Here is a 22125-nt window from a genome sequence, read left to right as displayed (position 1 = left end):
GTTGCTCAATACAGCGGATAGGGTTCATGCCATTGAGGGATCAAAAGCCTTTCGCCCCCATTAAATCTGCCAGTTCGGAATAACAGAACACCGGCCCATCCCGACAGACATATTTGGCGCCGATCTGGCAGTGGCCGCACTGTCCGATACCACACTGCATATTGCGCTCCATACTGAACCAGATCTGGTGATCGGCAATCCCAAGATCCCGCAGATTGGCGATGGCTGCCAACATCATCACTTCCGGCCCGCATAACATCGCAATGGTGCGTCCATGACGCAGATTGAGCTGTCCGATCAGTTCGGTAACCATCCCCTGCTGGCCATGCCACTCACGGGTTACCACATCGGCCGCCAACAGCACATTGACATCCGGCTCCCTGGCCCAGGCGTCATACTGCTCCCGCCAAATCAGATCATTCGAGTGTTTGACCCCTTGCAGGATGTGCAGATGACCGAACTGATTGCGTCGCTTCATCATATAGCGGATCACCGAGACCAATGGGGCACAACCCAGACCGCCGGTCACCAGTAACACATCGCGTCCCGACGCATCCACGACCGGCCAGCCTCTGCCGAACGGCCCACGGATCCCCACCCGGTCTCCCGGTTGCAGTTTCGACATCGCCTCGGAGACCCGGCCAACCACCCGTATCGTATGGTCGAAATAGTGGCTGTCCTTAGGATCATTGACGATCGAGATCGGGATCTCTCCGGCCGCGAAATGGGTCACCATGTTGAACTGGCCGGGAGAGAACTCAAACACCTCCTGGGCGGTCGCATCCTCAAACCTCAACCTGAGGGTAAAGATGGTCGGTGACTCTTGAATGCGCTCATCGATAATTGCTGTACGGGGCAGATGCAGATCACTCATCGAGACTCCCCTCCCACAGAATGGCGTCAGCCTCTTTGGTGAGATCGATGCCCACCGGACACCAGGTGATACATCGACCACAGCCGGTACACCCAATCCGCCCCTGCTGCTCCTGCCACCCCGCCAGCTTATGGGTCAGCCATTGACGGTAACGACTGAGGGTATTTCCACGCACCTTGAAAGCGCCCATACTGCTGTGACTGGCACTGAAGCAGGAGTCCCACTGACGAACATTTTGTGCCGACAGGCCATCCAATGAGACTTCATGCTGAGTGTCGTAGCAGAAACAGGTGGGACAGACAGCCGTGCAGTTACCACACCCCAGACAGCGATCGGCAACCTGCTGCCAATGGGCATGTTCAAGCCGTTGATAGAGACGTATCAGCTCTTCTGGTTGCGGCAGTTGCCGCTGCTGCTCCCGCGCCGCCTGTTCGGTCTGACCCTCCATCTGCTCCAGCTGTTGAGTTTGCGCTGTGGCCAAATCGAGCCGCTGCAGAACAGCCTCTCCCTGATCACTACCGGACCAGACCAGGAACCCATCATCAAGCTCTGACAAGCCAATATCGACTGCCTGATTGACGCTCGGCCCATCACCGGTTGAGGCACAGAAGCAACTCTCCGCAGAGTGGGCGCAATCGATGCCGATCAACAATAACCGTTCACGTCGCTGCCGATAGTGGGGATCGGCGCCAGCCGCATGCAGAAAGTGCCGGTCCTGAATCGCCAGTGCCGACAGGTCGCAGCCTCTCACCCCTAACACAGCAGTCGGTTTCACATCCGGTAGACGGGTTGTAAAACTCAAAGGGTCCTTCTGTTCAACCCATAACACTTCATGGGGGGCAAAACAGAGCGGTTTAAGACCTTGCGGTCCGTGATTCCAATCAAACAACCGTTCACCGGCAGTCTGTTGCAGCCGATAGTGACCAGGCTGCTGCTCATTGGTCAGCCCCTTTGCCAGTTGAGTGACATCGGAGATCTGCATCAACTGGATCGCCCCATCTTTCACAACCGGCCCCAACAGCTGATAACCGGATTGCACAATCCCATCCAGCAACTTCTGAAAGTCGGAGCGGGGCAGAAAGCCAGGTTGTCGTTCAATCTTAGCGCTCTGTTGCACTTTAACAGCCTCACATTCGCGGTACTGATCACTCAGTTCGACCGCATAATATTGTTCGGCGCCCGGTAACCTCTGATAGACAGATTATCTTTCAAGGCCGGTAAGAAACTCTTCCCGTGATTAAAGATAAGCCCCTTATGAACGACAGTGAGATAGCTGAAAAAGACATCGGCCTCACTGTGGCCATCCATACCTACAGAGATCACCCTATCCACACATGGCCTCAATCCCTTTCCAACTCCATTAACAGTAGCGGATCAGAACACATCCCAATTCACTCAGGGGATTTGTTTGAGGAGCACATGGAATCAGGCTTAGTAGTCATACCCTCAAAAAAGCGAATGTCGCTATCTAAGAAACTAGCATAAAACCGGGCAGACAATAGCCATCAAAGACTATTTTTTTACACTTCCTCCAGCTCGCTACTCAATTGTGTTTTATTCTGGCGCATAACCACAAACTATCTACGGCTTTTGTTGCTTAAAATCGTGGATTATCGTCAATAATCTTTAACTGAACAGCAACATAGAGAAGCTTGAATCGCCATCTCATACTGATGATTCTGTATCACCACAGGTTCTCTCCGATAACTGCTATTGATCAATGCATTACTGATCGATCAGTGAGAGCATTGATTGGATATGGCTGATGGTATGTATGAACACTACCGACCAAATACAAGCCAGTTAACAACATGACTAGGGAAGCAAGGATATGTCCGACAAGATGGTTACCATAGATGGCAACGAGGCCGCTGCACATATTGCCCATAAGACCAACGAGGTCATCGCCATCTACCCGATCACCCCGGCCTCACCCATGGGTGAATGGTCGGATGAGTGGTCCGCAAAGGGTGTCCAAAACATCTGGGGCAGTATTCCTGATGTGATTGAGATGCAGAGCGAAGCCGGTGCGGCCGGAGCCGTCCACGGAGCACTGCAAGCCGGCTCCCTCTCCACCTCGTTTACCGCCTCCCAGGGATTGTTACTGATGATCCCCAACATGTTCAAGATTGCCGGTGAGCTGACCCCAACCGTACTGCATGTCTCTGCAAGATCGCTGGCAGCCCAGGCCTTATCCATTTTTGGCGACCACAGCGATGTGATGGCCTGTCGCAGCACCGGCTATGCCATGCTTTGTTCCGCCAGCGTTCAAGAGGTTGCCGACTTCGCGCTGATTGCCCAGGCGGCCACATTGGAGACCCGCATCCCGTTTCTGCACTTTTTCGATGGCTTCAGAACCTCACACGAACTCAACAAGATCGCCCTGCCCGATCAATCGGTGATCAAGGCGATGATCGACGACGAATTGGTCGAAGCTCATCGCGCCAGATCCCTCTCTCCGGACCACCCGGTAATTCGCGGCACTTCACAAAATCCCGATGTCTACTTTCAGGGACGTGAAACCGTCAACCCCTACTACAATCGGGTCGGGGAGAAACTGCAGGCAGCGATGGCCCGTTTCGCCACCCTGACCGGCAGACATTATGAACTGTTCGAATACTATGGTTCGGCACAACCGGAACGGCTGATCATCCTGATGGGCTCAGGCATTGGCGCCGCTGAAATCTGTATCGATCACCTCTCGTCGGAGGGGGAAAGGATCGGTATGATCAAAGCACGGCTGTTTCGCCCCTTTGCTGCGGACCAGCTGTTGAAAGCCATTCCGGAGAGTGTGCAAAAGATTGCCGTACTCGATCGCACCAAAGAGCCAGGCGCGGATGGCGAGCCTCTCTACAAGGATGTGCTTGGCGCCTTTGCCCAGGCCTATAGCCAGGGGCAGCGTACAACCCTGCCACGGATCGTCGGAGGTCGATACGGACTCTCATCGAAAGAGTTTACCCCAGCCATGGTCAAAGGCATTTTTGATGAGTTGAGCCGGGAGCAGCCGAAGAACGGATTCACAGTGGGGATTGTGGATGACGTCACCCATACCAGCCTGCCCTGGGACGCGGATTTCCGCCCTTTTGCCAATACGGATGTCAGCGCCTGTGTCTTCTATGGTCTGGGTGCGGACGGCACAGTTTCAGCCAACAAGAATTCGATCAAAATCATCGGCGAGCAGACCGACAACTACACCCAGGGCTATTTCCAGTATGACTCGAAAAAGTCCGGGGCAGTTACCGTCTCCCATCTTCGCTTCGGTCCAATGCCGATCAACGCCACCTATCTGATCGGTGACAACGAAGCCGGTTTTGTCGCCTGTCATCAGCCGATTTTTCTTGGCCGCTACGAAATGCTGGAAAAAGCCGCTCCCGGCGCCACATTTCTGCTCAATAGTCAGGCGGATCCATACCAGGTGTGGCAGACCTTACCACCGCAGATGCAAAAACAGATGATCGAAAAGCAGCTCAGCTTTTACGTCATCGATGCCTATAAGATCGCCGCCGAAACCGGCATGGGACGACGCATCAACACCATCATGCAGACCTGCTTCTTCTCCATTTCCGGACTGCTGGCGAGCGACAAGGCCATCGATCTGATCAAAGCGGCCGTGAAAAAGAGCTATGGCCGCAAAGGGGCGCGCCTGCTGCAACGGAATTACGATGCCATCGATGCAGCACTGGCCGGCCTGCACAAGGTTGATCTACCCGACGTGGAGATCCCCGAGGTCCCCAGGCAGCCAATCGTACCTGCGCATGCACCGGAGTTCGTACAACAGGTCACGGCACCGATCATCGCCGGCCAGGGTGATAGCATACCGGTCAGCCTGATGCCGGCCGACGGGACCTGGCCACTGGGCACCACCGCCTATGAGAAGCGCAACATCGCCCTGCAGCTTCCCAAATGGGAGATGGACCTCTGTACTCACTGCGGCAAATGTCCCCTGGTTTGTCCCCATGCGGCGATTCGCTCCAAACTGTTTCCGGCCTCCCTGACCGACAACGGGCCGGAAAGTTTTCTGCATACCCAGGTCAAAGGTGGACGGGATTTTGCTCCGGATACCCACATCAGCTATCAGGTAGCCCCGGACGACTGCACCGGTTGCGGACTCTGCGTCGAGATCTGCCCGATCCGTGACAAGCAGAATCCCCAGCGCAAGGCGCTGAATATGGTGGACGACCCGGCCTACCACGAACAGGAGCGGATCAACTGGGAGTTCTTTGTCGGCCTGCCGGAACATGACCGTACTCAACTGAAACAGACAACCCTGAAAGGGGCAATGGTCATGCAGCCCCTGTTCGAGTTCTCCGGGGCCTGTGTCGGTTGTGGAGAAACCCCCTATATCAAACTGGCCACCCAGCTGTTCGGTGATCGTATGCTGATTGCCAATGCCACCGGCTGCTCCTCGATCTATGGCGGCAACCTGCCAACCACCCCCTACACCACCAACCCGGAAGGCCGGGGGCCTACCTGGTCGAACTCCCTGTTCGAGGACAATGCGGAGTTCGGTCTGGGGATGCGCATCGCCATCGATAAGCAGAATGACCACGCCAAAGCCTTATTGCAACATCTGCGCAAGGATCTCGATCAGCAGCTCGTGGAACAGCTGCTGAAGAACCAACAACAGAGTGAAGCGGAGATATTTGAACAGCGGGAACGGATCGAAACCCTTAAACAGGCCTGCCAGCAGATCGACGATCCCCAGGCACAGAGTCTGATCTCCGTGGCGGACAGCCTGGCGCGTAAAAGTGTCTGGCTGGTGGGGGGAGATGGCTGGGCCTACGATATCGGCTACGGCGGTGTGGATCACGTACTGGCCTCCGGCCGCAACGTCAATATCCTGTTGCTCGATACAGAGACCTACTCCAACACCGGCGGCCAGACCTCCAAGGCGACTCCCCTCGGTGCGGTGGCCAAATTCTCAGCGGCCGGCAAGCCGACCAACAAGAAGGATATCGCCATGATGGCCATGGCCTACGGCAATGTCTATGTGGCCCAGGTAGCGTTTGGCGCCAAGGATGTGCAGACTTTGCGGGCCTTTCTGGAAGCGGAAGCCTATCCCGGCCCCTCGCTGCTGATCTGTTACTCCCCCTGCATAGCCCACGGAGTGGACCTCTCCAACAATATCCGTCAACAGGAGCTGGCGGTGGACTCGGGGCACTGGCCCCTGTTCCGCTATGATCCCCGCCGCAGCGACAAAGGGGAAAATCCGTTGAAAATGGACTCCAAGGAGCCCTCGATTCCCTATCGGGATTTCGCCGGCAGTGAAACCCGCTTCAGTGTACTGCAGCGAACCCACCCGGAAGCCTCAGAAAAGTTTCTGCGTCAGGCACAACAGCAGATCAAGAGCCGATATCGGCTCTATGAACAGCTGGCGCAACTGGCGATGCAAAAAGCCGAAGACTGAATTACCATGGTTGCGACAGACTCAGCACAACATCAAGGGTGATGCACGAATCCTGGCAAGCAATCCGTCCTTGTTAAGTGTCTTGACACATCCTGGGGCCTGTTAACACTAATCCAATAGGCCCTAGGGGAAACGATGCTAAATAATCGTTGTAAAACGCTCTACCATGTCCGGGGCCGTTGATCCGGCAGAGCGCTCAAATCACTCTCGGCGCAGCGCTTCAACCGGTAGAAAACCTGCCGCACGACGGGCGGGATAGTAACCAGAGGCCAACCCCACCAAAACAGATACGATCAATCCGGTCAACACCCCGCTCAAGGTCGGCATCAATGGAAATCCGGTCAGCAGATCGAGACTCCCCCCGAGTAGAAAACCAAACAACAAACCGGCGATACCCCCAAGCAGACTGATCAATACCGCCTCGGCCAGAAACTGAAACAGAATATGGCGACGATTCGCACCGATCGCCATACGCACACCAATCTCACGGATTCGTTCGACCACCGCGGTACTCATGATCCCCGCCACACCAATGCCGCCCACCAGCAGTGCGGTGGAAGCGGCCACCACACCCATCGCGGTGATACCGCCCAATATCCGGTCCACGGTTTTCAGATAGGAAGCGAGGGTGATCTTGGTGTATTGGTAGCTGCCCCGGTAGCGCCGTTGCAGCGTCAGTCTCAATTGATCTGCCGCCTGTTCGGCCTTCACGATGGAGACCGCTTCCGCTTGCAGATAACTGACCTGCTGATTGCCATTCATCTGTTGCACCAGGGTATAGGGCAGCAGAATTCTGTTATTGGCATCCTCACCCCCTTCAGATCCAATGCTTGCGAGCAGGTCCCGGCTCTTGTATTCCAACACCCCGATCACCTGATATCGACGCCCACCGATGCGCAGATCCCGGCCGACTGGGTTTTCCGACTGGGGATAGAGATCCTGGCTCACCGTCTCACCGATCAGCACCACCGGACGACGACCTTTGATATCCGCCGGTCGAAATCCCCGTCCCATGGTCAGCCGGTCGTTATTGATCCCGGTATAGTTGGCATCCACACCTTTCAACTGGGCACTGCTGTAACGATTGCCATTTTGTACAATCGGACGATTGGCCGCGAGCAACACCGGGCTTAACCGCTTCACTGCGGGGCAACACGCCCCTTTCAACAGACTCAGGTCGCGGCTATCGATACCGGAGCTGTCCCTGATCCGTGACTGGGGATTTTTATCCTGATAGTCCCGAAACACCCACAGTGATCGTAAACCGAAAGTCTCCAGCTCTTTCAGTACAAACAGTTTACCGCCGCTGCTCACCGCACTGACGGTCATCACCGCAGCGATGCCGATGGCGATGCCCAAAACGCTGAGCAGTGATCTCAAGCGGTTCTGCCACAACGCAATCACCGCCTCTCCGGTCAGTTCGATAAACACCCGCAGCCGGTTCATATCACCACACCATCATGCAACATGATCACCCGATCCGCCCGCTCACCGATCAATGGATCATGAGTCACCATCACCAGGGTATGTCCTTCGTTATGCAGCTCATTGAAGAGCTGTAAAACCTGATCCCCATTCCGACTGTCCAACGCACCGGTTGGTTCATCCGCAATCAACAGGCTGGGGCGATTGACCAGAGCCCGGGCTATGGCGACCCGCTGCTGCTGACCACCGGAAAGTTGGTTTGGCTGATGCGAGGCCCGGTCCAGCATACCGACTCGCTGCAGAGCCTGTGTGGCGAGATCCAGTCGTTCATCTCGGGCAACGCCCTGATAAAGCAGTGGCAGCGCCACATTCTCAAGCGCACTCCGATTGGCGATCAGATTGAAGGACTGAAATACAAAACCGATGGTCTGCCCCCGCAACTCGGCCAAGCGGGAAAACTGAGCACCCGATACCCTTTCCCCGTTTAGCCGGTACTCGCCACGGTCCGCCAGATCGAGGCAGCCGATGATATTCATCAGGGTACTTTTACCCGACCCGGAGGGCCCCATGATGGCGACAAATTCACCCGCTGAAATATTCAAATCGATGCCACGGATAACGGGCAGCTCAGCACCACCCCGCCAATAGGATTTATGGATCGCCTGCATCTGGATCATTGTTTCGTTCTCTCCTGCACAGCAATCCCGGATTCGAGCTTGGCAGACTCCAGCAGCACCACCTTGTCCCCTTCCAGGATGCCGGACAGCAACTCCACATGACTATCCCCCTGCAGGCCTACAGCCACCTCCCGGTAACTTAAAAGACCCGCTTCGATCACTCCAACCTGGAACCTCTCCTGATCCTCTTTCAGCGCCATAAAGGGAAGCTTCAACACGCCCTTACGCTGCGCCACCAGAATCTCCAGATCCACCTGCTGACCCAACAGCAGTGCCGGCGCAGCCTCACCCGGATCCAAACGCACTTTGAAGGTGTTGAGTCGACGCTCCTGCTGCTGTTCCACATTGGGTCCGATCCAGCTCACTTCCGAGCGCCAGTTTTTTCCGGGAAAGGCATCAGATTTCAACTCAATCGGCTGACCGAGCTTGATGCGTCCACTGTCCACCGCATCCACATGGGCCTCGATCTGCCAACCGTCCAGAGCCACTAGGGAGAAAAGCGGGGTGCCGGCCTCAACCCACTGTCCCTTCTCGGTGGATTTTTTCACCACAACGGCATCGAACGGCGCACGGTTCACCTGCCACTCCTGGGCCACCTCCGTCAGCAGTAACTCCGCCTTGGCCACTTGCCAGACTGCACTGGCGGCTTGCCACTCCAGCTGTGCATCCTCCTGTTGCTCCTCGGTTACCGCACCCTTGGAAACCAGCTTGCTCAGTCGCTGGTAACGCAACTTTGCCTCTTTGCGTAAAACCGCATGCTGCTGCACAAACGCCTCGGCCCTTTGGCGATTGGCCGCAGCGGCGCGATTGTCCATCTTCGCCAAGATCTGCCCGGCGCTGACCCGATCGCCGACGCCAGCTTCGACGCCGATCACCTGACCATCCACCAACGCGGTCAACTCCACACGGCGGTCGTTGATCACCTCGCCGGTTACCCGGATCACCAGTGACAGATCACCCCGTTCGACCTCAACGGTTTCGACCTGTCTGGCTTGATCCCAGATCCCGGCGACAAACAGACCCAAGGGAAGCAGAACAATCAACAACCCGATTGCCAGCGATTTCAGCTGCATGATCAGTCAACCTAGAAACGGTAAACCGCCCCCAGAAAAGCACCGGCCAGATTGCGTCCATCGACGATAGGACTGTCACTGATACCATCCCCCAGGCGGCCGATACCGGCACCACCGATCAAACGTATCTGCTTGGACCAGGCATACTCGGCCTGGATACCCACGAACGGTGTAATGGTTGACTTGGCTTGATAGCTCTCCAGCCCGGCGCCAGTCTCATCATCATCCACACCAAAGTAGTAGTCGCTCAGTTTACTGCTCTGCCAACTGACACCAACCTCGGGCCTGAACGACCAATCTCCGTGCTTCAGGGGATAGGCGTAACTGACCACCAGCTCCTGACCTTTTGAACGATTGCTGACATCGCCAAGCAGTTGCCCGTTGAGCTCACCAAGATCACTGCCCCAGACAACATCGATGCCCACATCGAACCCCGGCTTACGTTCATCCAACCCATCCAGCTCGTCGTTATCGTCCGGGTCGATCCCCATGGCACGAATCCGCCCGACCAGATCGAGTTTAAAATTATCCTGTTTAACCAGGCTGTAACCCAATCCGCCGAAATTTGTGCTGCCATTGAAGAAAGCGAGTCCGGGATTACCCAGATTGGCATGGAAACGCTCGCCCCGATAGGCGATCACCGGCATGGCCACAAAGGTGTTGTCTTCGCCAATGATCGGATTACGACCACCTCCCAGGTTGATACCCGCCGACCACTCACCCGCCGCAGCGAGGCCGGGTAGCAGTGTAGCCCCAAAGGCGAGAACCCATGGTGCAGCCAGTTTGGATCCATGTAAACCAGACAGATTGATTGGCATGATGATGCTCCCTGTTGTTTTATTGACATCATCAGGTTAAGAAACAAGCTTGTTAATGTCTGTGGGGATATTGTTTGGATATGTATCCTTCTGTAACAATCGTCACAACACCACTGGATTTGGTAACAGCAACCCACAAGTTGATTTGAACATCGTTTGTTCAATCCACTTGAAATGGATTGACGCCAACAATGGAACACGCTCTCAACAACGACAGATCGATGGATACAACACAATACAAACAGACCATACAATCCACCTTTGACAAAGTCTCAAGCCGATATGACCAAAACAGTTTCTTTGGCATCTCCGCTAAAAGACTGGCCAGGCTGTTGCCTGCGGCTGATGGGCTGCAGGTACTCGACATATCAACAGGCACCGGCAGTGTGGCCATTGAAGTGGCAATCAACTATCCCGATGCACAGATCGAAGCCATCGATCTGTCCCGGGAGATGCTCGAGTTTGCGGCCAAAAAAGTCCAACAGATGCGGCTCCCCAATATTCGTTTCATTCAATCCGATGTGGATGAGCTGACCTACCCGGCGGACAGATTCGATGTGGTCACCTGTGGCTATGCGATGTTCTTCTACCCGGACATGGAAGCCTCATACCGGGCAATTTGCAAAACCGTCAAACCGGGCGGTCAGTTGATCGGCTCCTCCTTTACAAATACGGCCTTCAATCCCTACGCTGAACTGTTTTTGGATCGCCTTAAAACAAAGTATGACCTGTCACCACCGGGAGAGATAAAAGATCGACTGAAAACCGCTAAAAATTGGCAGGCACTCGTGGAGAGTTCTGATTACACGGATCTGGAGATCATTGAAGAACCAATTCGCTACCCGGTTTCGGTCGATGAGTGGTGGGGACTGCTCAACAGCGCAGGCTATAAATCACTGCTTGATCAACTCAAGCCTGAACAGCTGGAGGCGTTTAAAAGAGAACATACCGCCGAAGTTACAGCGATCTCAGATAACGGAACAATCGAGCTTAATACCGACACTTTGTTTTGCCGAGTGACGCTTTGAGTTGGCTGAGGGTATAAACCCTGATTGGTTTTTTTAACCTGAATCCGTGGGTCCATCAGGACACATCGCACAAGCTCTTGATCCTTCTAGCTATATAAAAATTCTCGCCAGACCTAAGGGTATGGCTACGAATTTTTATTACGCTATCCGAATCAATATCTTGCACGCTGCACTCCTTCTGAACCCACGGATTCAGGTTTAAGACACGGCTGTCGGGAAAACTCAGTGTGTCCGTGTTTTTTCGACGATCATGGCGATGCTTCGTCTTACTACTTACCTGACCATCCGTATTGAAACTGATGGTGGCTCAGTAAGCGCCAAGGCGCTTCATTGTGTTTAATCTAAGCGCATTTGATGGGGCATGGCCCCACCCTACACCCTGAAAATGCACCAATCATCAGCCTACCAAACAGACCGAAAGAGTAGCTCCCCTCTCCCTTGCGGGAGAGGGGCCGGGGGAGAGGGGGGGATAAAAAGCACCTCAGTCTTTACAAGAAACCAGCGCGATAAAAATAAAGGATCAATGAGTTTTTTCTTTTTAGCCAGATGAAACGCTTCGCGTACACCCTCTCCCATCAAGGGAGAAGGGCTTTCTGCATCTCTTTGGCTAATATTGAGTTAACAGAACAGGAGTGACTCCAAGCATAAATTCCTTATCGAACATGCTTTAGATTTGAAAGCGCAAGCACCGAGTGATACTTATGATTATCCGCCCTGTTGAAACATCTGATTTAGCAGACTGGATCAGTATGAGAAGCCAGCTCTGGCCAAAGGATCAAAGCCAACATCCGAAAGAACTTGCTGAATATTTTGCCGGTGAATCGATCGATATTGTTGAAACCTTCGTGGTTGAGATTGCCGACCGGGAGCTGGCCGGGTTTATCGAACTCAACATCCGGAACTTTGCCGAAGGCAGCCGCTCATCCAGGGTGCCCTATATTGAAGGCTGGTTCGTCAAACCCGGGTATCGCGGCCAAGGCTACGGCAAAGCGCTGATGCAGCAAGCGGAATCCTGGGCCGCCAAGCAAGGCTTCAAGGAGATTGCCAGTGATACAGAGACCCACAACCAGACAAGTATCACGCTGCATAAAAAGCTCGGTTTCATCGAAACCGAAAGGATTGTCTGCTTCCTTAAGCCGCTTAAATAAAGCTCGCTGCTGAGCTATCATCTCAAATTGAGTGTATGGAGAAGCTGACAATCCCAGCTAAAAAATACCAGGCAAAATCCCCACAACGCTGCTAATATTTTGCCCGATGTTTTTATCTCGGATATGTTTCAGCCGCACCACGACCGATGAAGCTGTGATGGAGTTCGATTTTTCAGATTGTTTTAGAGCCATTCCCGATCAATCTTAAGCTGCGCTTAAAAAACTTTTGATCTACTCGTTTGTAGGTACTTGGTTCACAATCCCATAACAGTGCAAACCGGTTACATTTGTTGCCTATAATCAAAACACCGAACCAGAGCATCACCAACCCGTGACAAGTCTGCGGACCTTCAGCGTGCACACAGACAGTCACACTGCTTTGAATGGAGTGATAAACGAATGAGTGACACCGACCCAACTTATCGACGCTATAGCGACGGCGACAACGAACCCTACGACTGGAATAACGATGTAATCAATCAGGGCGAGTCCTACCTCTGCCCGACCTATATCCAGCGCACCCCACCATGCCAGAACGCCTGCCCATCGGGTCATGATATTCGCGGTTGGCTGTCGATCGTACGTGGCCTGGACAAACCACAAGCTGACAAACCCTGGCAGCAATACGCTTTCGAGCGCATGACCCAGGCCAACCCCTTCCCCTCGATCATGGGTCGGGTATGCCCCGCTCCCTGCCAGAGTGGCTGTAACCGCAACAGTCTTGATGGCTTCGTCGGCATCAACTCCATTGAGCAGTATATTGGCGACTGGGCGAGGGAAAACAATCTTGCTTTTGAGAAACCTGAAACAGAATCGGGTAAGCAGGTGGCCATCATCGGAGGAGGTCCTGCCGGATTGGCCGCCGCCCTGTTCCTACGCCGTCTGGGTCACAACTCAACCATCTATGAAGCTCATGATGCGCTGGGAGGACAGATGGTATTCGGTATTCCCGGCTACCGTATCCCGCGTGATGTACTGGAAGATGAGATCCAGCGCATCCTCGACCTGGGCGGTATCGAAGTGCAACTCAACACACGGGTAGGTGAGCATGTAAAGGTCGAAACCCTGGAGCATGATTACGACGCCATCTTCTGGAGCGTGGGTACGGTCATCGGCAAACCGCTGCGTGTCGAAGGCGGTGAGGCCCCCAACTGTGTCGATGGCATGACCTTCCTCAAATCCTTCAACAACGGTACTCTGAAATACCTCGATGGTCGTATCCTGGTAATCGGTGGCGGTGACACCGCCATGGATGTGGCGGCTGTTGCGAAACGCATTGGAGAGGTAGCTGAACTCGAACATCTGGAACGCCCGGAGGCTGTGTTTGATGGCTCGGGCTCACAACGGGAAGACCGGGTAGCATTGCGCACCGACTCCGACTGCTGGCTGGTCTATCGTCGCCCGATCGAAAAGGCTCCCTGCACCAAGCATGAGCTGGAGGCCTGTATCACTGAGGGAGTGGAGATCCACGACAGTCTGGCTCCCCTTGAGGTGGTACTGGATGAGCGGGGCCGTGCCTCTGCATTGAAGGTCCAACCGGTGGATTGGTCGAGCGGCAAAATGGAACCGAATGGAGAACCCTTCGAGATCGAGTGCACCCTGATTGTCGCCGCCACCGGTCAGACTGGTGACTACGACGGCATCGACGGCATCGCCAACGAGTGGAACCAGATCGATGCGGATCGAACCATGCAGGTGAAAGGTAAACAGGATCACTTCGTTGCCGGTGATGCCATCAATCCCCACTTGCTGACCACTGCGATTGGTCAGGCCTCGGTGGCCGTCCAGGGAATCGACAAATATCTCAGCGGTGAGTCGCTCGATGACCGACCCAAGGTGGAAGGTCACCACTTCGACCTGCTGCAGGAGCTGGATGAAAAATCCCTATCGCCGGATGAGTACAATCATGGCTCGACCTGGGGCACCAACAGCGCCAAATGGTCTGTACACAATTTTGAGAACCGGGCCGAAGCAGACGTAATCAATACCAACGCCCTCTACACCGGTCACTTTGACTACGAAACAGTCAATGCTCGGGATGAGATGGACGTTAACGTCTCCAATGTATTGGGTAGCATGATCGAGCGCTTCAACGGCCTTACCCAGGAGTCAGCGGTCAGCGAAGCCAAACGCTGCATGAGCTGCGGATTCTGCTTCGAGTGCGACAACTGTGTCATCTACTGCCCTCAGGATGCGGTCACCCGCGTGAGAAAGGATGAGCGTGTCATGGGACGCTATGTGGAAACCGACTATGCCAAGTGTGTCGGTTGCCATATCTGCAAAGAGGTCTGTCCCACCGGTTACATTGAGATGGGACTGGGGCAATACTGAATAAACGCTGATTGAATCGACGACCTATCCGTATAATTTCAACCCCAACACAGACCCGGCTCGCGCTGGGTTTGTGTTGTCAAGTTTTGATCCTGCCCCAGATGCCGATTGGCGTGATGACTCCTCTCAGGAGCCTACAGCTCAATCCTGGGATACCGGCCAGCTGATCATAAAGCGGGCGCCACCAATAGCCGCGTCTTCAACCCATGCCTGTCCACCATGCCAGCGGACAATCTGCTGCACGATGGCCAATCCCAACCCCACACCACCTGATTCCCGGTCGCGGGCCGTATCCAGTCGGGCGAAGGGTTCAAAGATCCGCTGGCGCTCTTTTTCAGGCACCCCGCTACCATCATCCTCAACAATGATGATGGCCTGACCCTGCTGACAGTCGGCTGATACGATCAGACGCTGTTGGGCATGACGCTGTCCGTTTCTGAGTAGATTCTTGACCGCCCTGCCCATCAACTTCGAATCAACGCTGACCTGCAAATGCGTGTTGATCGCCTCAGTGACCAGCTCAGGTTTGATCCCGTCATAATCATCCTCTGTCTCGATCAACAACGCTTGCAACCAATCCTTTAAATAGACGGTATCCATCACCAGCTCCGGGCGTTCCCGATCGAGTCGTGAATAACTCAGGGATTCACTGACCAACTCTTCCAGTTCCAGGATATCTTTGCGCATCGCGGTGATGTGTCGCTCTCTGTCCTCCTCACCCAGTGGATCTTCCAGCATATCGATGCGAAACCTCAGCCGGGCAATCGGGGTGCGCAGCTCGTGGGAGACGGCACCGGTCAAATCGCGATGGGATTGAATCAACTTTTGAATCCGTCGGGCCATGCTATTGAAAGTCTCTGCCAGCGGTTTCAAAGCAACACCGTTACTCACGATCAGGCGGGTGTTCAGATCACCAGCACCCAGTCGCGTCACCCCTTGGTCGAATCGACTCAACTCCCGCCAAACGGGACGAACCCAGAGATAGACCGCCAGGGCGACCAACAGGGCGAACAGTACCAACAGAATGGTATTGAAATTGCGCAACACAAAGGGCGCTTCATAGGGACCGGCGCGGAACACCAGCTCGGAGTCATGGACTCTTGCATAATAGGTATCCCGGCTCTGCTTAAAGCCAAGCACCACAACTTTCCCCGCCTTGATATCAGCAAGACGATCTGCAGGCAGCGAGGGATCATCCAGAGGCAGCAGTTTCAATGGCATTTTGAAACGCTTCCCCAGCGTCTGCAGAATCTGCGGCCACGCCTCCCTCTCCCGCTCCAAAAAAAGTTCGCCGATCAATTGTACAATGCCTTCAACCTCCTCAACCTCCCGCTGCTCACGGCTCTTGCCCAGGGCCAGCATCAGATAACGATCCGAGTCGGGTATCTGTTTGTAGAAGCGGGTCAGATCATCATCCTCGGTAAAAACGAACTCTCCCAGCGCCAGTGCGGAGAGCTCATCATCATCAAGGGGTAACTGGTCATGTTCCATTAACGCCAGGCCGCTTTTGAAATTGGCTTTCAACGCTTTGACGGTCTGCGGCCATTCACTCTGTGGCTGGCTCATCAGGCGATCCTCGACCAGACCGAACACACCGAACATGGAGCGCTCGTAATAGTCCCGAATGGTGCCTTTCAGCGCCATTTCCGGTAACCAGACGATGCCCAGCACAAACAGGGCGCCGGTAATGAACAGAATGCCGTAGAGAGTAATAAAAAGGCGCGCCATACTCAGTCCCAGGCGTCGGGTACAAACAGATAGCCACGCCCACGCACCGTCTTGATACGATAGGGCCGGTGGGCGTTGTCGTTGAGCTTTCTTCTCAACCTCGAGATACCGATATCCACCGACCGGTCGAGGCCGTCATAGGCAAAGCCACGCAGTGTTTTCAAGGCACTGTCCCGATCCACCACCTGACCTGCGGTAGAGGCCAGTAGCCACAGCAGATCGAACTCTCCGGTGGAGAGTTCAATCGTCTCGCCATTCAGTGACAGGGTTCTGCCTCGTGAATCGATCTGCAACTTGCCGAAAGCGAGCTGATCCCCCTGGGCATCCGGCACAGCGGAACCGATGGCGCGATAGCGCCGCAGCAGGGATCTCAAACGAGCCAACAGAACCCGGGGTTCCACTGGTTTGGTGAGATAGTCGTCCGCCCCCAGCTCCAGACCCACAACCTCATCCACATCCTCATCCCGGGCGGTAAACATGGCGATCGGGCCGCTGAAGTCGGAGCGGATCTCACGACAGATCTCCAAGCCATCCTTACCGGGCAGGTTCAGATCCAGCACCAGGATATCCGGCTTGAGTGAACTGACCCGTTCAGTCGCCCGGTCGCCACGATGCTCCAGATGCACTTCGAATTCATATCGCTGCAGATACTCCTGCACCAAGCCGGCGAGTTGTACGTCATCTTCCACCAGCAGTACCCTGGGAGGTCCGGCAGTCATATTCCCATCATTCATCAATCCTCTCCCACTAGGGCCTAACACTCCTGACCATAGCACGCCCACACCAGAAAGGGTGTTACGCTGGGTAATCGACTGTAACATAGTGTAACAAGCAAAAACGGCAGGCTTGATACGGTAGCGCTGAGCGGGTGAAAGCACGACTCAACCAGAATAGGACAAACAGGCATTGGCAGGTGGCTGGTGCAGGTTTTAGCAGCACACTCGCTGAGAACACAGCGTTGCTCGATACGCGACATTGATCTGGCGATCAGCAAAAAAATGGCTAAAACTAGAGAGTAAAGCATCGATGGAATCTACAAGTAGATCCACCAATAGAGTGCCGATAGCAGATTTCAGCATCAGCCGGTTATCAGCCCGACAAGAGAATTGCTTCACGGTAACATCCGAACAGCCCGAATCCACCCACCTGAGCATGCATGGGGAATGATATGGACCTGACAACTGACTATCTTGGGATGCGACTCAAAAACCCGTTGGTCCCCTCCGCTTCGCCACTCTCCCGCAGTATCGACGATGTACGTCGAATGGAGGATGCCGGTGCTTCGGCAGTGATCATGTACTCCCTTTTCGAAGAGTCGGTAACCGCCGAAGAGGAGACGATGGTGCGTTTTCTGCATCATCAGGATACCGGGTTTGCGGAAGCCGACAGCTTTCTGCCTGACCACTATGACTTTTCCAATGGTCAGGAGCTCTATCTGGAAAACCTGCGGGCGCTCAAGGAGGCTGTGGAGATACCGGTGATCGCCAGCCTCAATGGCACCACCCCCGGTGGCTGGATTACCCATGCCACCGAGATGGAGCAAGCCGGCGCCGATGCGATTGAGCTGAACATCTATCAAGTGGCGGCTGACATCGAGACCAGCGGCAGTGAAATCGAGCAGCGTTATGTCGAACTGCTCACCCAGTTGGAACAGCGGGTCAATCTGCCCATCAATATGAAACTCTCGCCCGCCTTCAGCGCCATGGCGAACATGGTCAAACAGCTCGAGACCGCGGGTGCGAACGGCGTCTCCCTGTTCAACCGCTTCTACCAACCGGACATCAACATCGACAATATGCGACTCACCAGCACACTGCATACCTCGAACTCTTCAGAGGTGTTGCTGGCGATGCGCTGGATTGCGATCCTACACGGTCGCACCAAGCTCTCATTGGGCGCCACCGGTGGTGTGCACAACGCAGAAGATGTCATTAAATTACTGCTGGCAGGTGCCGATGTCGTCCATCTGTGCAGTCTGCTGCTCGAGCAGGGCCCGACCGCCCTGGCCAAGATCGTGGCAGGCATCGAAGAGTGGATGGAAGAGAAAGGCTTTGAATCGATCGAGGAGTTTCGTGGCCGGCTCAGCCAGATCAGTGTCGCCGATCCAACAGAATTCGAACGGGTCAACTATGTACATATTCTGGACAGCTTCAGTTTCGGTCCGGGTGTACGCAGCTAGATGATTGCCTCATACTAGAGCCTGTTAAAGCGAATGATAACGCCACTGGGCGCAAAAACAGACCTAGCCCCGAATGGCGCTGACTTAACCGGTATTTGGTGGGGCAGGGTCCCACCCTACTGTTGAGTTCAGAGTGTAGGGTGGGGCCCTGCCCCACCAAAAACCCTTTGATACGCTAGTGTACTGTCTCATACAATCTGGGGTGTTATAGCTGAAAAAGCGCCACGAACCGTTGCTCGCCACTCATTTGGAACAACCGAACTACGCAGCTTGCAGCTTGATTTGCTCTTTTTCAGGCACAGGGCATATTGGATTCGTGTTATTAGGCCCTAACATATATCCAATGGCGCTGTTCAACTTTTGGAGCTGGGGAGATTTTGACAAAATGATAACCGCCGCACCCATTACCACAGCCATCGTGTTAGCAGTCAGGCCCGACCCCTGACATAATAGGCCGCTCTTTACTCCGCCTGACGGGTTGAACTAAATCTCGTGACAGACCAGATCCACTACGAACATCCTCTGAATGAAAGGATCCGTACCTTTCTTCGATTAGAGCACCTGTTCATGCAGGTGGACCACTTTCGTCCACTGGCCGATATCTGGAGTAATCGAGCGGCGATCGAGGGTCTGTTGAGCATCATGAGTGTATTCGGCCGCTCTGACCTCAAAACCGAGATCCTCAAGGAGCTGGAGCGTCATGTCAGTAATCTTGAGCGGGTACGTCAACAGCCCGGAGTCAACATGGAGGCCCTGGGACTGGTACTGGACGATCTGGAGCAGGCGATTCATCAGGTCTATCGTATGGATGGACAGATCGCCCGCAATCTGCGTAACAACGAGTTTTTAACCACCATCGTGCAACGCAGCAGCATCCCCGGGGGAGGCTGTAATTTCGATCTGCCGCAATACCATCGCTGGCTCAACCAGCCCCATGAAGTACGTCAGGATCAAATGAGCGAATGGATGCATGAACTGCACCCGGTCCGTGAGGCGGTAGTTCTGCTGCTCAATCTGGTTCGCGGCAGCAATCTACCCAGCGAGGAGACCGCCCAACAGGGTTTCTTCCAGAAAAGTCTGGAACCCTCGTCACCGGCCCAGCTGGTGCGAGTCAGCCTGCCGCGAAACACCAATGTCTTCACCGAGATCAGCGGCAATAAGCACCGCTTCAGCATCCGCTTTCTGGAGTCCATAGACACGGGAAAACCGACCCAATCCAAACAGGACATCCCCTTTCAACTGACCACCTGTATCTTCTGATGGAAAATACCACCCCGACCACAGTCCCCTGTCCGAACTGCGGAAAATCGGTCCTATGGGAAGAGCGCTCGAAGTGGAAACCCTTCTGCAGTGAACGCTGTCGACTGATTGATCTGGGTGACTGGTTGGATGAGAACCACAGAATCTCAGAGCCCCACAACGATCAGCTCGAAGATGAGCCCTTCGACTGAGCCTCACCTTTCAAGCCACTTGAGACTTTCTTACAGACCTTGAGAACCTCCTGGTACCAGCCGGCCGCCTGTTTATTGGAATGGGACCAGGGTTCAATCAGGGTCTTCATCTGGCTGCAGTACCATTGAGCCTGGTGCAGCTGCTGACCTTTTATCAGACGCTCAGCCTGACGAATGTGGTGATGGTAGGCGGTTTCGACTCGCCTGAATTCCAGCTTTGTCGTCAACTGTTCCCGTACACTGTCGGTAACGGGGGTCAACAGCCGGTTCTCTTTCAGCAACCAGCTGATCTCGCTTGACAGCCGGGAGAACTGCTCCAGTCGCGCGGTATCGAGCAAACGCTCCTCACTCTCAGGCTTGACCTGGCCGATCGCCTGCTCCGCCGCCTGGATCATCTGACGGATGCCTTCATACTTGGGATGCATCTGCTGCAGGGCCAGCAAACGGGCATGAATGTCCCGGCGCAGCAGGGTTTCCGCTTCGGCAGGTATGGGCAATCCGGGGATGCGCCCGATCAGCGCCTCGATTTCAGTTACCCGGTTGAGGATTCGCTGCACCTTCTGATTTCGCTCTTCAACAAAATCGTTATAACGCTGAATGATGCTTGCCAGCACCAGGGTGAGGACTAACAATCCCCCGACTACAATAAAGAGCGTTGTCTGTTCCATCGATGGGTTATCTACCTGTGGTGTATGGGTTTTCAGACACAATATTAATCCGACACCTTAATAGGTTAGATTCAGGGCTTCAAGGGTAGCAGGCGTTGGCAGATGGGTTTTGACAAAAGTTTGCCACGCTAAAAAACCCAGCGCTTGCAATTGAGCATCTCGTAAGTATTGTGCTGACACTAGGGCCTGTTAACACTAATCCAATAGGCCCTAAGAACTGACAAAGAAAAAAACAACCTAATCTAAAAACACCACCGGAGATAACCCCATGTCCTGGGTGATGATCATACTTCTGCTGATTGCCAGCTATCTGATTCTGGTACCGCTGCTCACCTACCTGTCCGCGAAAAGACAGATTGGCGTTAAAGTGACTTCGGAGAACGGGGAAGCGGAGAGTAGACTGATCTACTTCTACACTGAAAGCTGCCCACCCTGCAAACAGATGACCCCGATTATCGATGATCTGTCGACACAACATGAGAACATCAGCAAAATCAACGTCAGCAACGACCCGGAAGCAGCCAGAGCGTATAAAATCCGCGCCACACCGACGCTGGTTCTGGTAAAAGACGGGGTAATCGATGATATCCTTCTGGGCGCGAAAAAAACCGCCCAGATCGAAACCCTGCTGAACAAGATCAAACACTGATGTTGAGGCCACCTGTTGATGCAATACAAAGTCATCCCCGTAACCCCCTTCCAGCAAAACTGCACCCTGTTCTGGTGTGAAAACACCCGCGCGGCCGCCATCATCGATCCGGGCGGGGAGAGTCAGCGACTGATGACCATACTTAAGGATCTCGAACTGAAGCCACAGATGATCCTGCTCACCCACGGCCACCTGGATCATGCCGGTGGCGCAGTCGAGCTGGCGGAGCGGCTCGGAGTACCGATCCAGGGCCCGCACAAGGAGGATGCCTTCTGGCTCGACAACATGGACCAGCAGGCGGACATGTTCGGTTTTGGCGACGGTAGAAAATGTACGCCGGATCAATGGCTGGAGCATGGGGATCAGGTCTCCCTGGGGGATCAGAAGCTGGAAGTCATCCACTGCCCAGGCCATACACCTGGCCATATCATATTTTTTCACCGGGAGAGCCGGATCGCCCAGGTTGGCGACGTACTGTTTAAAGGCTCCATTGGCAGAACCGACTTTCCCCGGGGCGACCACCAGGCCCTGCTAAGCTCAATCAGAGAGAGGCTCTGGCCCTTGGGGGATGATGTACGCTTCATACCCGGTCATGGACCCGACTCCACCTTTGGCGAGGAGCGCCAGACCAATCCGTTCGTTGCGGACGGCCTATAAACCCATATCGAC

18 protein-coding genes are annotated in these 22125 nt (G+C 54.4%); 9 read left to right on the top strand and 9 right to left on the bottom strand.

Features of this window, described 5'->3' with window-relative positions:
* Positions 1–40: 40 nt before the first annotated feature.
* A complete protein-coding gene (locus tag AC4IE8_RS01270; RefSeq protein WP_490790110.1) occupies positions 41–874 on the bottom strand; it encodes an FAD/NAD(P)-binding protein in 834 nt (277 codons plus the stop codon).
* Positions 867–1991, bottom strand: coding sequence for a 4Fe-4S dicluster domain-containing protein (locus AC4IE8_RS01265; RefSeq protein ID WP_490790109.1), 1125 nt, complete (start codon positions 1989–1991; stop codon positions 867–869). Before AC4IE8_RS01265 ends, AC4IE8_RS01270 begins: the two co-directional genes overlap by 8 nt.
* Before the next feature lie 714 nt (positions 1992–2705).
* Here AC4IE8_RS01265 and nifJ point away from each other — a divergent pair.
* Positions 2706–6281 carry a pyruvate:ferredoxin (flavodoxin) oxidoreductase gene (gene nifJ, locus AC4IE8_RS01260; RefSeq protein ID WP_068990370.1) on the top strand — a complete coding sequence of 1192 codons (3576 nt, stop codon included), beginning with the start codon at positions 2706–2708 and terminating at the stop codon, positions 6279–6281.
* 201 nt (positions 6282–6482) lie between these two features.
* Here the strand turns inward: nifJ and AC4IE8_RS01255 are convergent, their stop codons facing one another.
* From AC4IE8_RS01255 to AC4IE8_RS01240, 4 genes are read right to left on the bottom strand one after another with little or no spacing between them, the layout of a single operon-like run.
* Complete coding sequence (locus tag AC4IE8_RS01255; protein WP_490790108.1) at positions 6483–7727, bottom strand: ABC transporter permease; 1245 nt, start codon at positions 7725–7727, stop codon at positions 6483–6485.
* The gene (locus AC4IE8_RS01250; protein WP_490790107.1) at positions 7724–8383 is read right to left on the bottom strand and encodes an ABC transporter ATP-binding protein; all 660 of its coding nucleotides are present in this window, start codon (positions 8381–8383) and stop codon (positions 7724–7726) included. Before AC4IE8_RS01250 ends, AC4IE8_RS01255 begins: the two co-directional genes overlap by 4 nt.
* Positions 8380–9456, bottom strand: a complete 1077-nt coding sequence (locus AC4IE8_RS01245; protein ID WP_490790106.1) for an efflux RND transporter periplasmic adaptor subunit — start codon at positions 9454–9456, stop codon at positions 8380–8382. Before AC4IE8_RS01245 ends, AC4IE8_RS01250 begins: the two co-directional genes overlap by 4 nt.
* Before the next feature lie 11 nt (positions 9457–9467).
* Positions 9468–10274 carry a MipA/OmpV family protein gene (locus tag AC4IE8_RS01240; RefSeq protein ID WP_490790105.1) on the bottom strand — a complete coding sequence of 269 codons (807 nt, stop codon included), beginning with the start codon at positions 10272–10274 and terminating at the stop codon, positions 9468–9470.
* 191 nt (positions 10275–10465) lie between these two features.
* Here AC4IE8_RS01240 and AC4IE8_RS01235 point away from each other — a divergent pair, with 191 nt between their 5' ends.
* The 3 genes from AC4IE8_RS01235 (at position 10466) to AC4IE8_RS01225 (ending at position 14781) form a co-directional block, all read left to right on the top strand.
* Positions 10466–11302: a class I SAM-dependent methyltransferase gene (locus AC4IE8_RS01235; RefSeq protein ID WP_490790104.1), complete on the top strand. Its 837-nt coding sequence runs from the start codon at positions 10466–10468 to the stop codon at positions 11300–11302.
* Positions 11303–12003: 701 nt separating this feature from the next.
* Positions 12004–12450: a GNAT family N-acetyltransferase gene (locus AC4IE8_RS01230; RefSeq protein ID WP_490790103.1), complete on the top strand. Its 447-nt coding sequence runs from the start codon at positions 12004–12006 to the stop codon at positions 12448–12450.
* 399 nt (positions 12451–12849) lie between these two features.
* Positions 12850–14781 carry an NAD(P)-binding protein gene (locus tag AC4IE8_RS01225; RefSeq protein WP_490790102.1) on the top strand — a complete coding sequence of 644 codons (1932 nt, stop codon included), beginning with the start codon at positions 12850–12852 and terminating at the stop codon, positions 14779–14781.
* Positions 14782–14922: 141 nt separating this feature from the next.
* Here the strand turns inward: AC4IE8_RS01225 and AC4IE8_RS01220 are convergent, their stop codons facing one another.
* Both AC4IE8_RS01220 and AC4IE8_RS01215 read right to left on the bottom strand, forming a co-directional pair.
* Positions 14923–16509, bottom strand: a complete 1587-nt coding sequence (locus AC4IE8_RS01220) for an ATP-binding protein (protein ID WP_490790101.1) — start codon at positions 16507–16509, stop codon at positions 14923–14925.
* Between the two features lie 2 nt (positions 16510–16511).
* Positions 16512–17243 carry a response regulator gene (locus tag AC4IE8_RS01215; protein WP_490790100.1) on the bottom strand — a complete coding sequence of 244 codons (732 nt, stop codon included), beginning with the start codon at positions 17241–17243 and terminating at the stop codon, positions 16512–16514.
* Positions 17244–17677: 434 nt separating this feature from the next.
* Here AC4IE8_RS01215 and AC4IE8_RS01210 point away from each other — a divergent pair, with 434 nt between their 5' ends.
* The 3 genes from AC4IE8_RS01210 to AC4IE8_RS01200 all read left to right on the top strand — a co-directional run bounded on the left by AC4IE8_RS01210 (position 17678) and on the right by AC4IE8_RS01200 (position 20139).
* Entirely contained in the window at positions 17678–18688 is a 1011-nt protein-coding gene (locus tag AC4IE8_RS01210; protein WP_068991679.1) for a dihydroorotate dehydrogenase-like protein, read from the top strand.
* 492 nt (positions 18689–19180) lie between these two features.
* Entirely contained in the window at positions 19181–19948 is a 768-nt protein-coding gene (gene zapD / locus AC4IE8_RS01205) for a cell division protein ZapD (RefSeq protein ID WP_068990342.1), read from the top strand.
* Entirely contained in the window at positions 19948–20139 is a 192-nt protein-coding gene (locus tag AC4IE8_RS01200) for a DNA gyrase inhibitor YacG (RefSeq protein ID WP_068990335.1), read from the top strand. Before zapD ends, AC4IE8_RS01200 begins: the two co-directional genes overlap by 1 nt.
* Here AC4IE8_RS01200 and AC4IE8_RS01195 read toward each other — a convergent pair.
* Complete coding sequence (locus AC4IE8_RS01195; protein WP_490790099.1) at positions 20112–20807, bottom strand: hypothetical protein; 696 nt, start codon at positions 20805–20807, stop codon at positions 20112–20114. The genes AC4IE8_RS01200 and AC4IE8_RS01195 overlap by 28 nt on opposite strands.
* A gap of 268 nt (positions 20808–21075) precedes the next feature.
* Here AC4IE8_RS01195 and AC4IE8_RS01190 point away from each other — a divergent pair, with 268 nt between their 5' ends.
* Both AC4IE8_RS01190 and AC4IE8_RS01185 read left to right on the top strand, forming a co-directional pair.
* Entirely contained in the window at positions 21076–21456 is a 381-nt protein-coding gene (locus AC4IE8_RS01190; RefSeq protein ID WP_068990329.1) for a thioredoxin family protein, read from the top strand.
* An 18-nt stretch (positions 21457–21474) separates the two neighbouring features.
* Positions 21475–22113, top strand: coding sequence for an MBL fold metallo-hydrolase (locus AC4IE8_RS01185; RefSeq protein ID WP_068990326.1), 639 nt, complete (start codon positions 21475–21477; stop codon positions 22111–22113).
* Positions 22114–22125 lie beyond the last annotated feature (12 nt).

Source organism: Candidatus Thiodiazotropha sp. AKAK2, from assembly GCF_058244685.1.
Note: the sequence above shows the minus strand (reverse complement) of the source record. Positions and strands in the feature narration are given on the sequence as shown.

Excerpts from the sequence above, each read along its gene's own strand:
- AC4IE8_RS01200 (WP_068990335.1), top strand. The coding sequence starts at position 19,948 with ATGGAAAATACCACCCCGACCACAGTCCCCTGTCCGAACTGCGGAAAA.
- AC4IE8_RS01235 (WP_490790104.1), top strand. The coding sequence starts at position 10,466 with ATGGAACACGCTCTCAACAACGACAGATCGATGGATACAACACAATAC.
- AC4IE8_RS01250 (WP_490790107.1), bottom strand. The coding sequence starts at position 8,383 with ATGATCCAGATGCAGGCGATCCATAAATCCTATTGGCGGGGTGGTGCT.
- AC4IE8_RS01195 (WP_490790099.1), bottom strand. The coding sequence starts at position 20,807 with ATGGAACAGACAACGCTCTTTATTGTAGTCGGGGGATTGTTAGTCCTC.
- nifJ (WP_068990370.1), top strand. The coding sequence starts at position 2,706 with ATGTCCGACAAGATGGTTACCATAGATGGCAACGAGGCCGCTGCACAT.
- AC4IE8_RS01215 (WP_490790100.1), bottom strand. The coding sequence starts at position 17,243 with ATGAATGATGGGAATATGACTGCCGGACCTCCCAGGGTACTGCTGGTG.
- AC4IE8_RS01240 (WP_490790105.1), bottom strand. The coding sequence starts at position 10,274 with ATGCCAATCAATCTGTCTGGTTTACATGGATCCAAACTGGCTGCACCA.
- AC4IE8_RS01270 (WP_490790110.1), bottom strand. The coding sequence starts at position 874 with ATGAGTGATCTGCATCTGCCCCGTACAGCAATTATCGATGAGCGCATT.
- AC4IE8_RS01220 (WP_490790101.1), bottom strand. The coding sequence starts at position 16,509 with ATGGCGCGCCTTTTTATTACTCTCTACGGCATTCTGTTCATTACCGGC.
- AC4IE8_RS01245 (WP_490790106.1), bottom strand. The coding sequence starts at position 9,456 with ATGCAGCTGAAATCGCTGGCAATCGGGTTGTTGATTGTTCTGCTTCCC.
- AC4IE8_RS01230 (WP_490790103.1), top strand. The coding sequence starts at position 12,004 with ATGATTATCCGCCCTGTTGAAACATCTGATTTAGCAGACTGGATCAGT.
- AC4IE8_RS01185 (WP_068990326.1), top strand. The coding sequence starts at position 21,475 with ATGCAATACAAAGTCATCCCCGTAACCCCCTTCCAGCAAAACTGCACC.
- AC4IE8_RS01255 (WP_490790108.1), bottom strand. The coding sequence starts at position 7,727 with ATGAACCGGCTGCGGGTGTTTATCGAACTGACCGGAGAGGCGGTGATT.
- AC4IE8_RS01190 (WP_068990329.1), top strand. The coding sequence starts at position 21,076 with ATGTCCTGGGTGATGATCATACTTCTGCTGATTGCCAGCTATCTGATT.
- AC4IE8_RS01225 (WP_490790102.1), top strand. The coding sequence starts at position 12,850 with ATGAGTGACACCGACCCAACTTATCGACGCTATAGCGACGGCGACAAC.
- AC4IE8_RS01210 (WP_068991679.1), top strand. The coding sequence starts at position 17,678 with ATGGACCTGACAACTGACTATCTTGGGATGCGACTCAAAAACCCGTTG.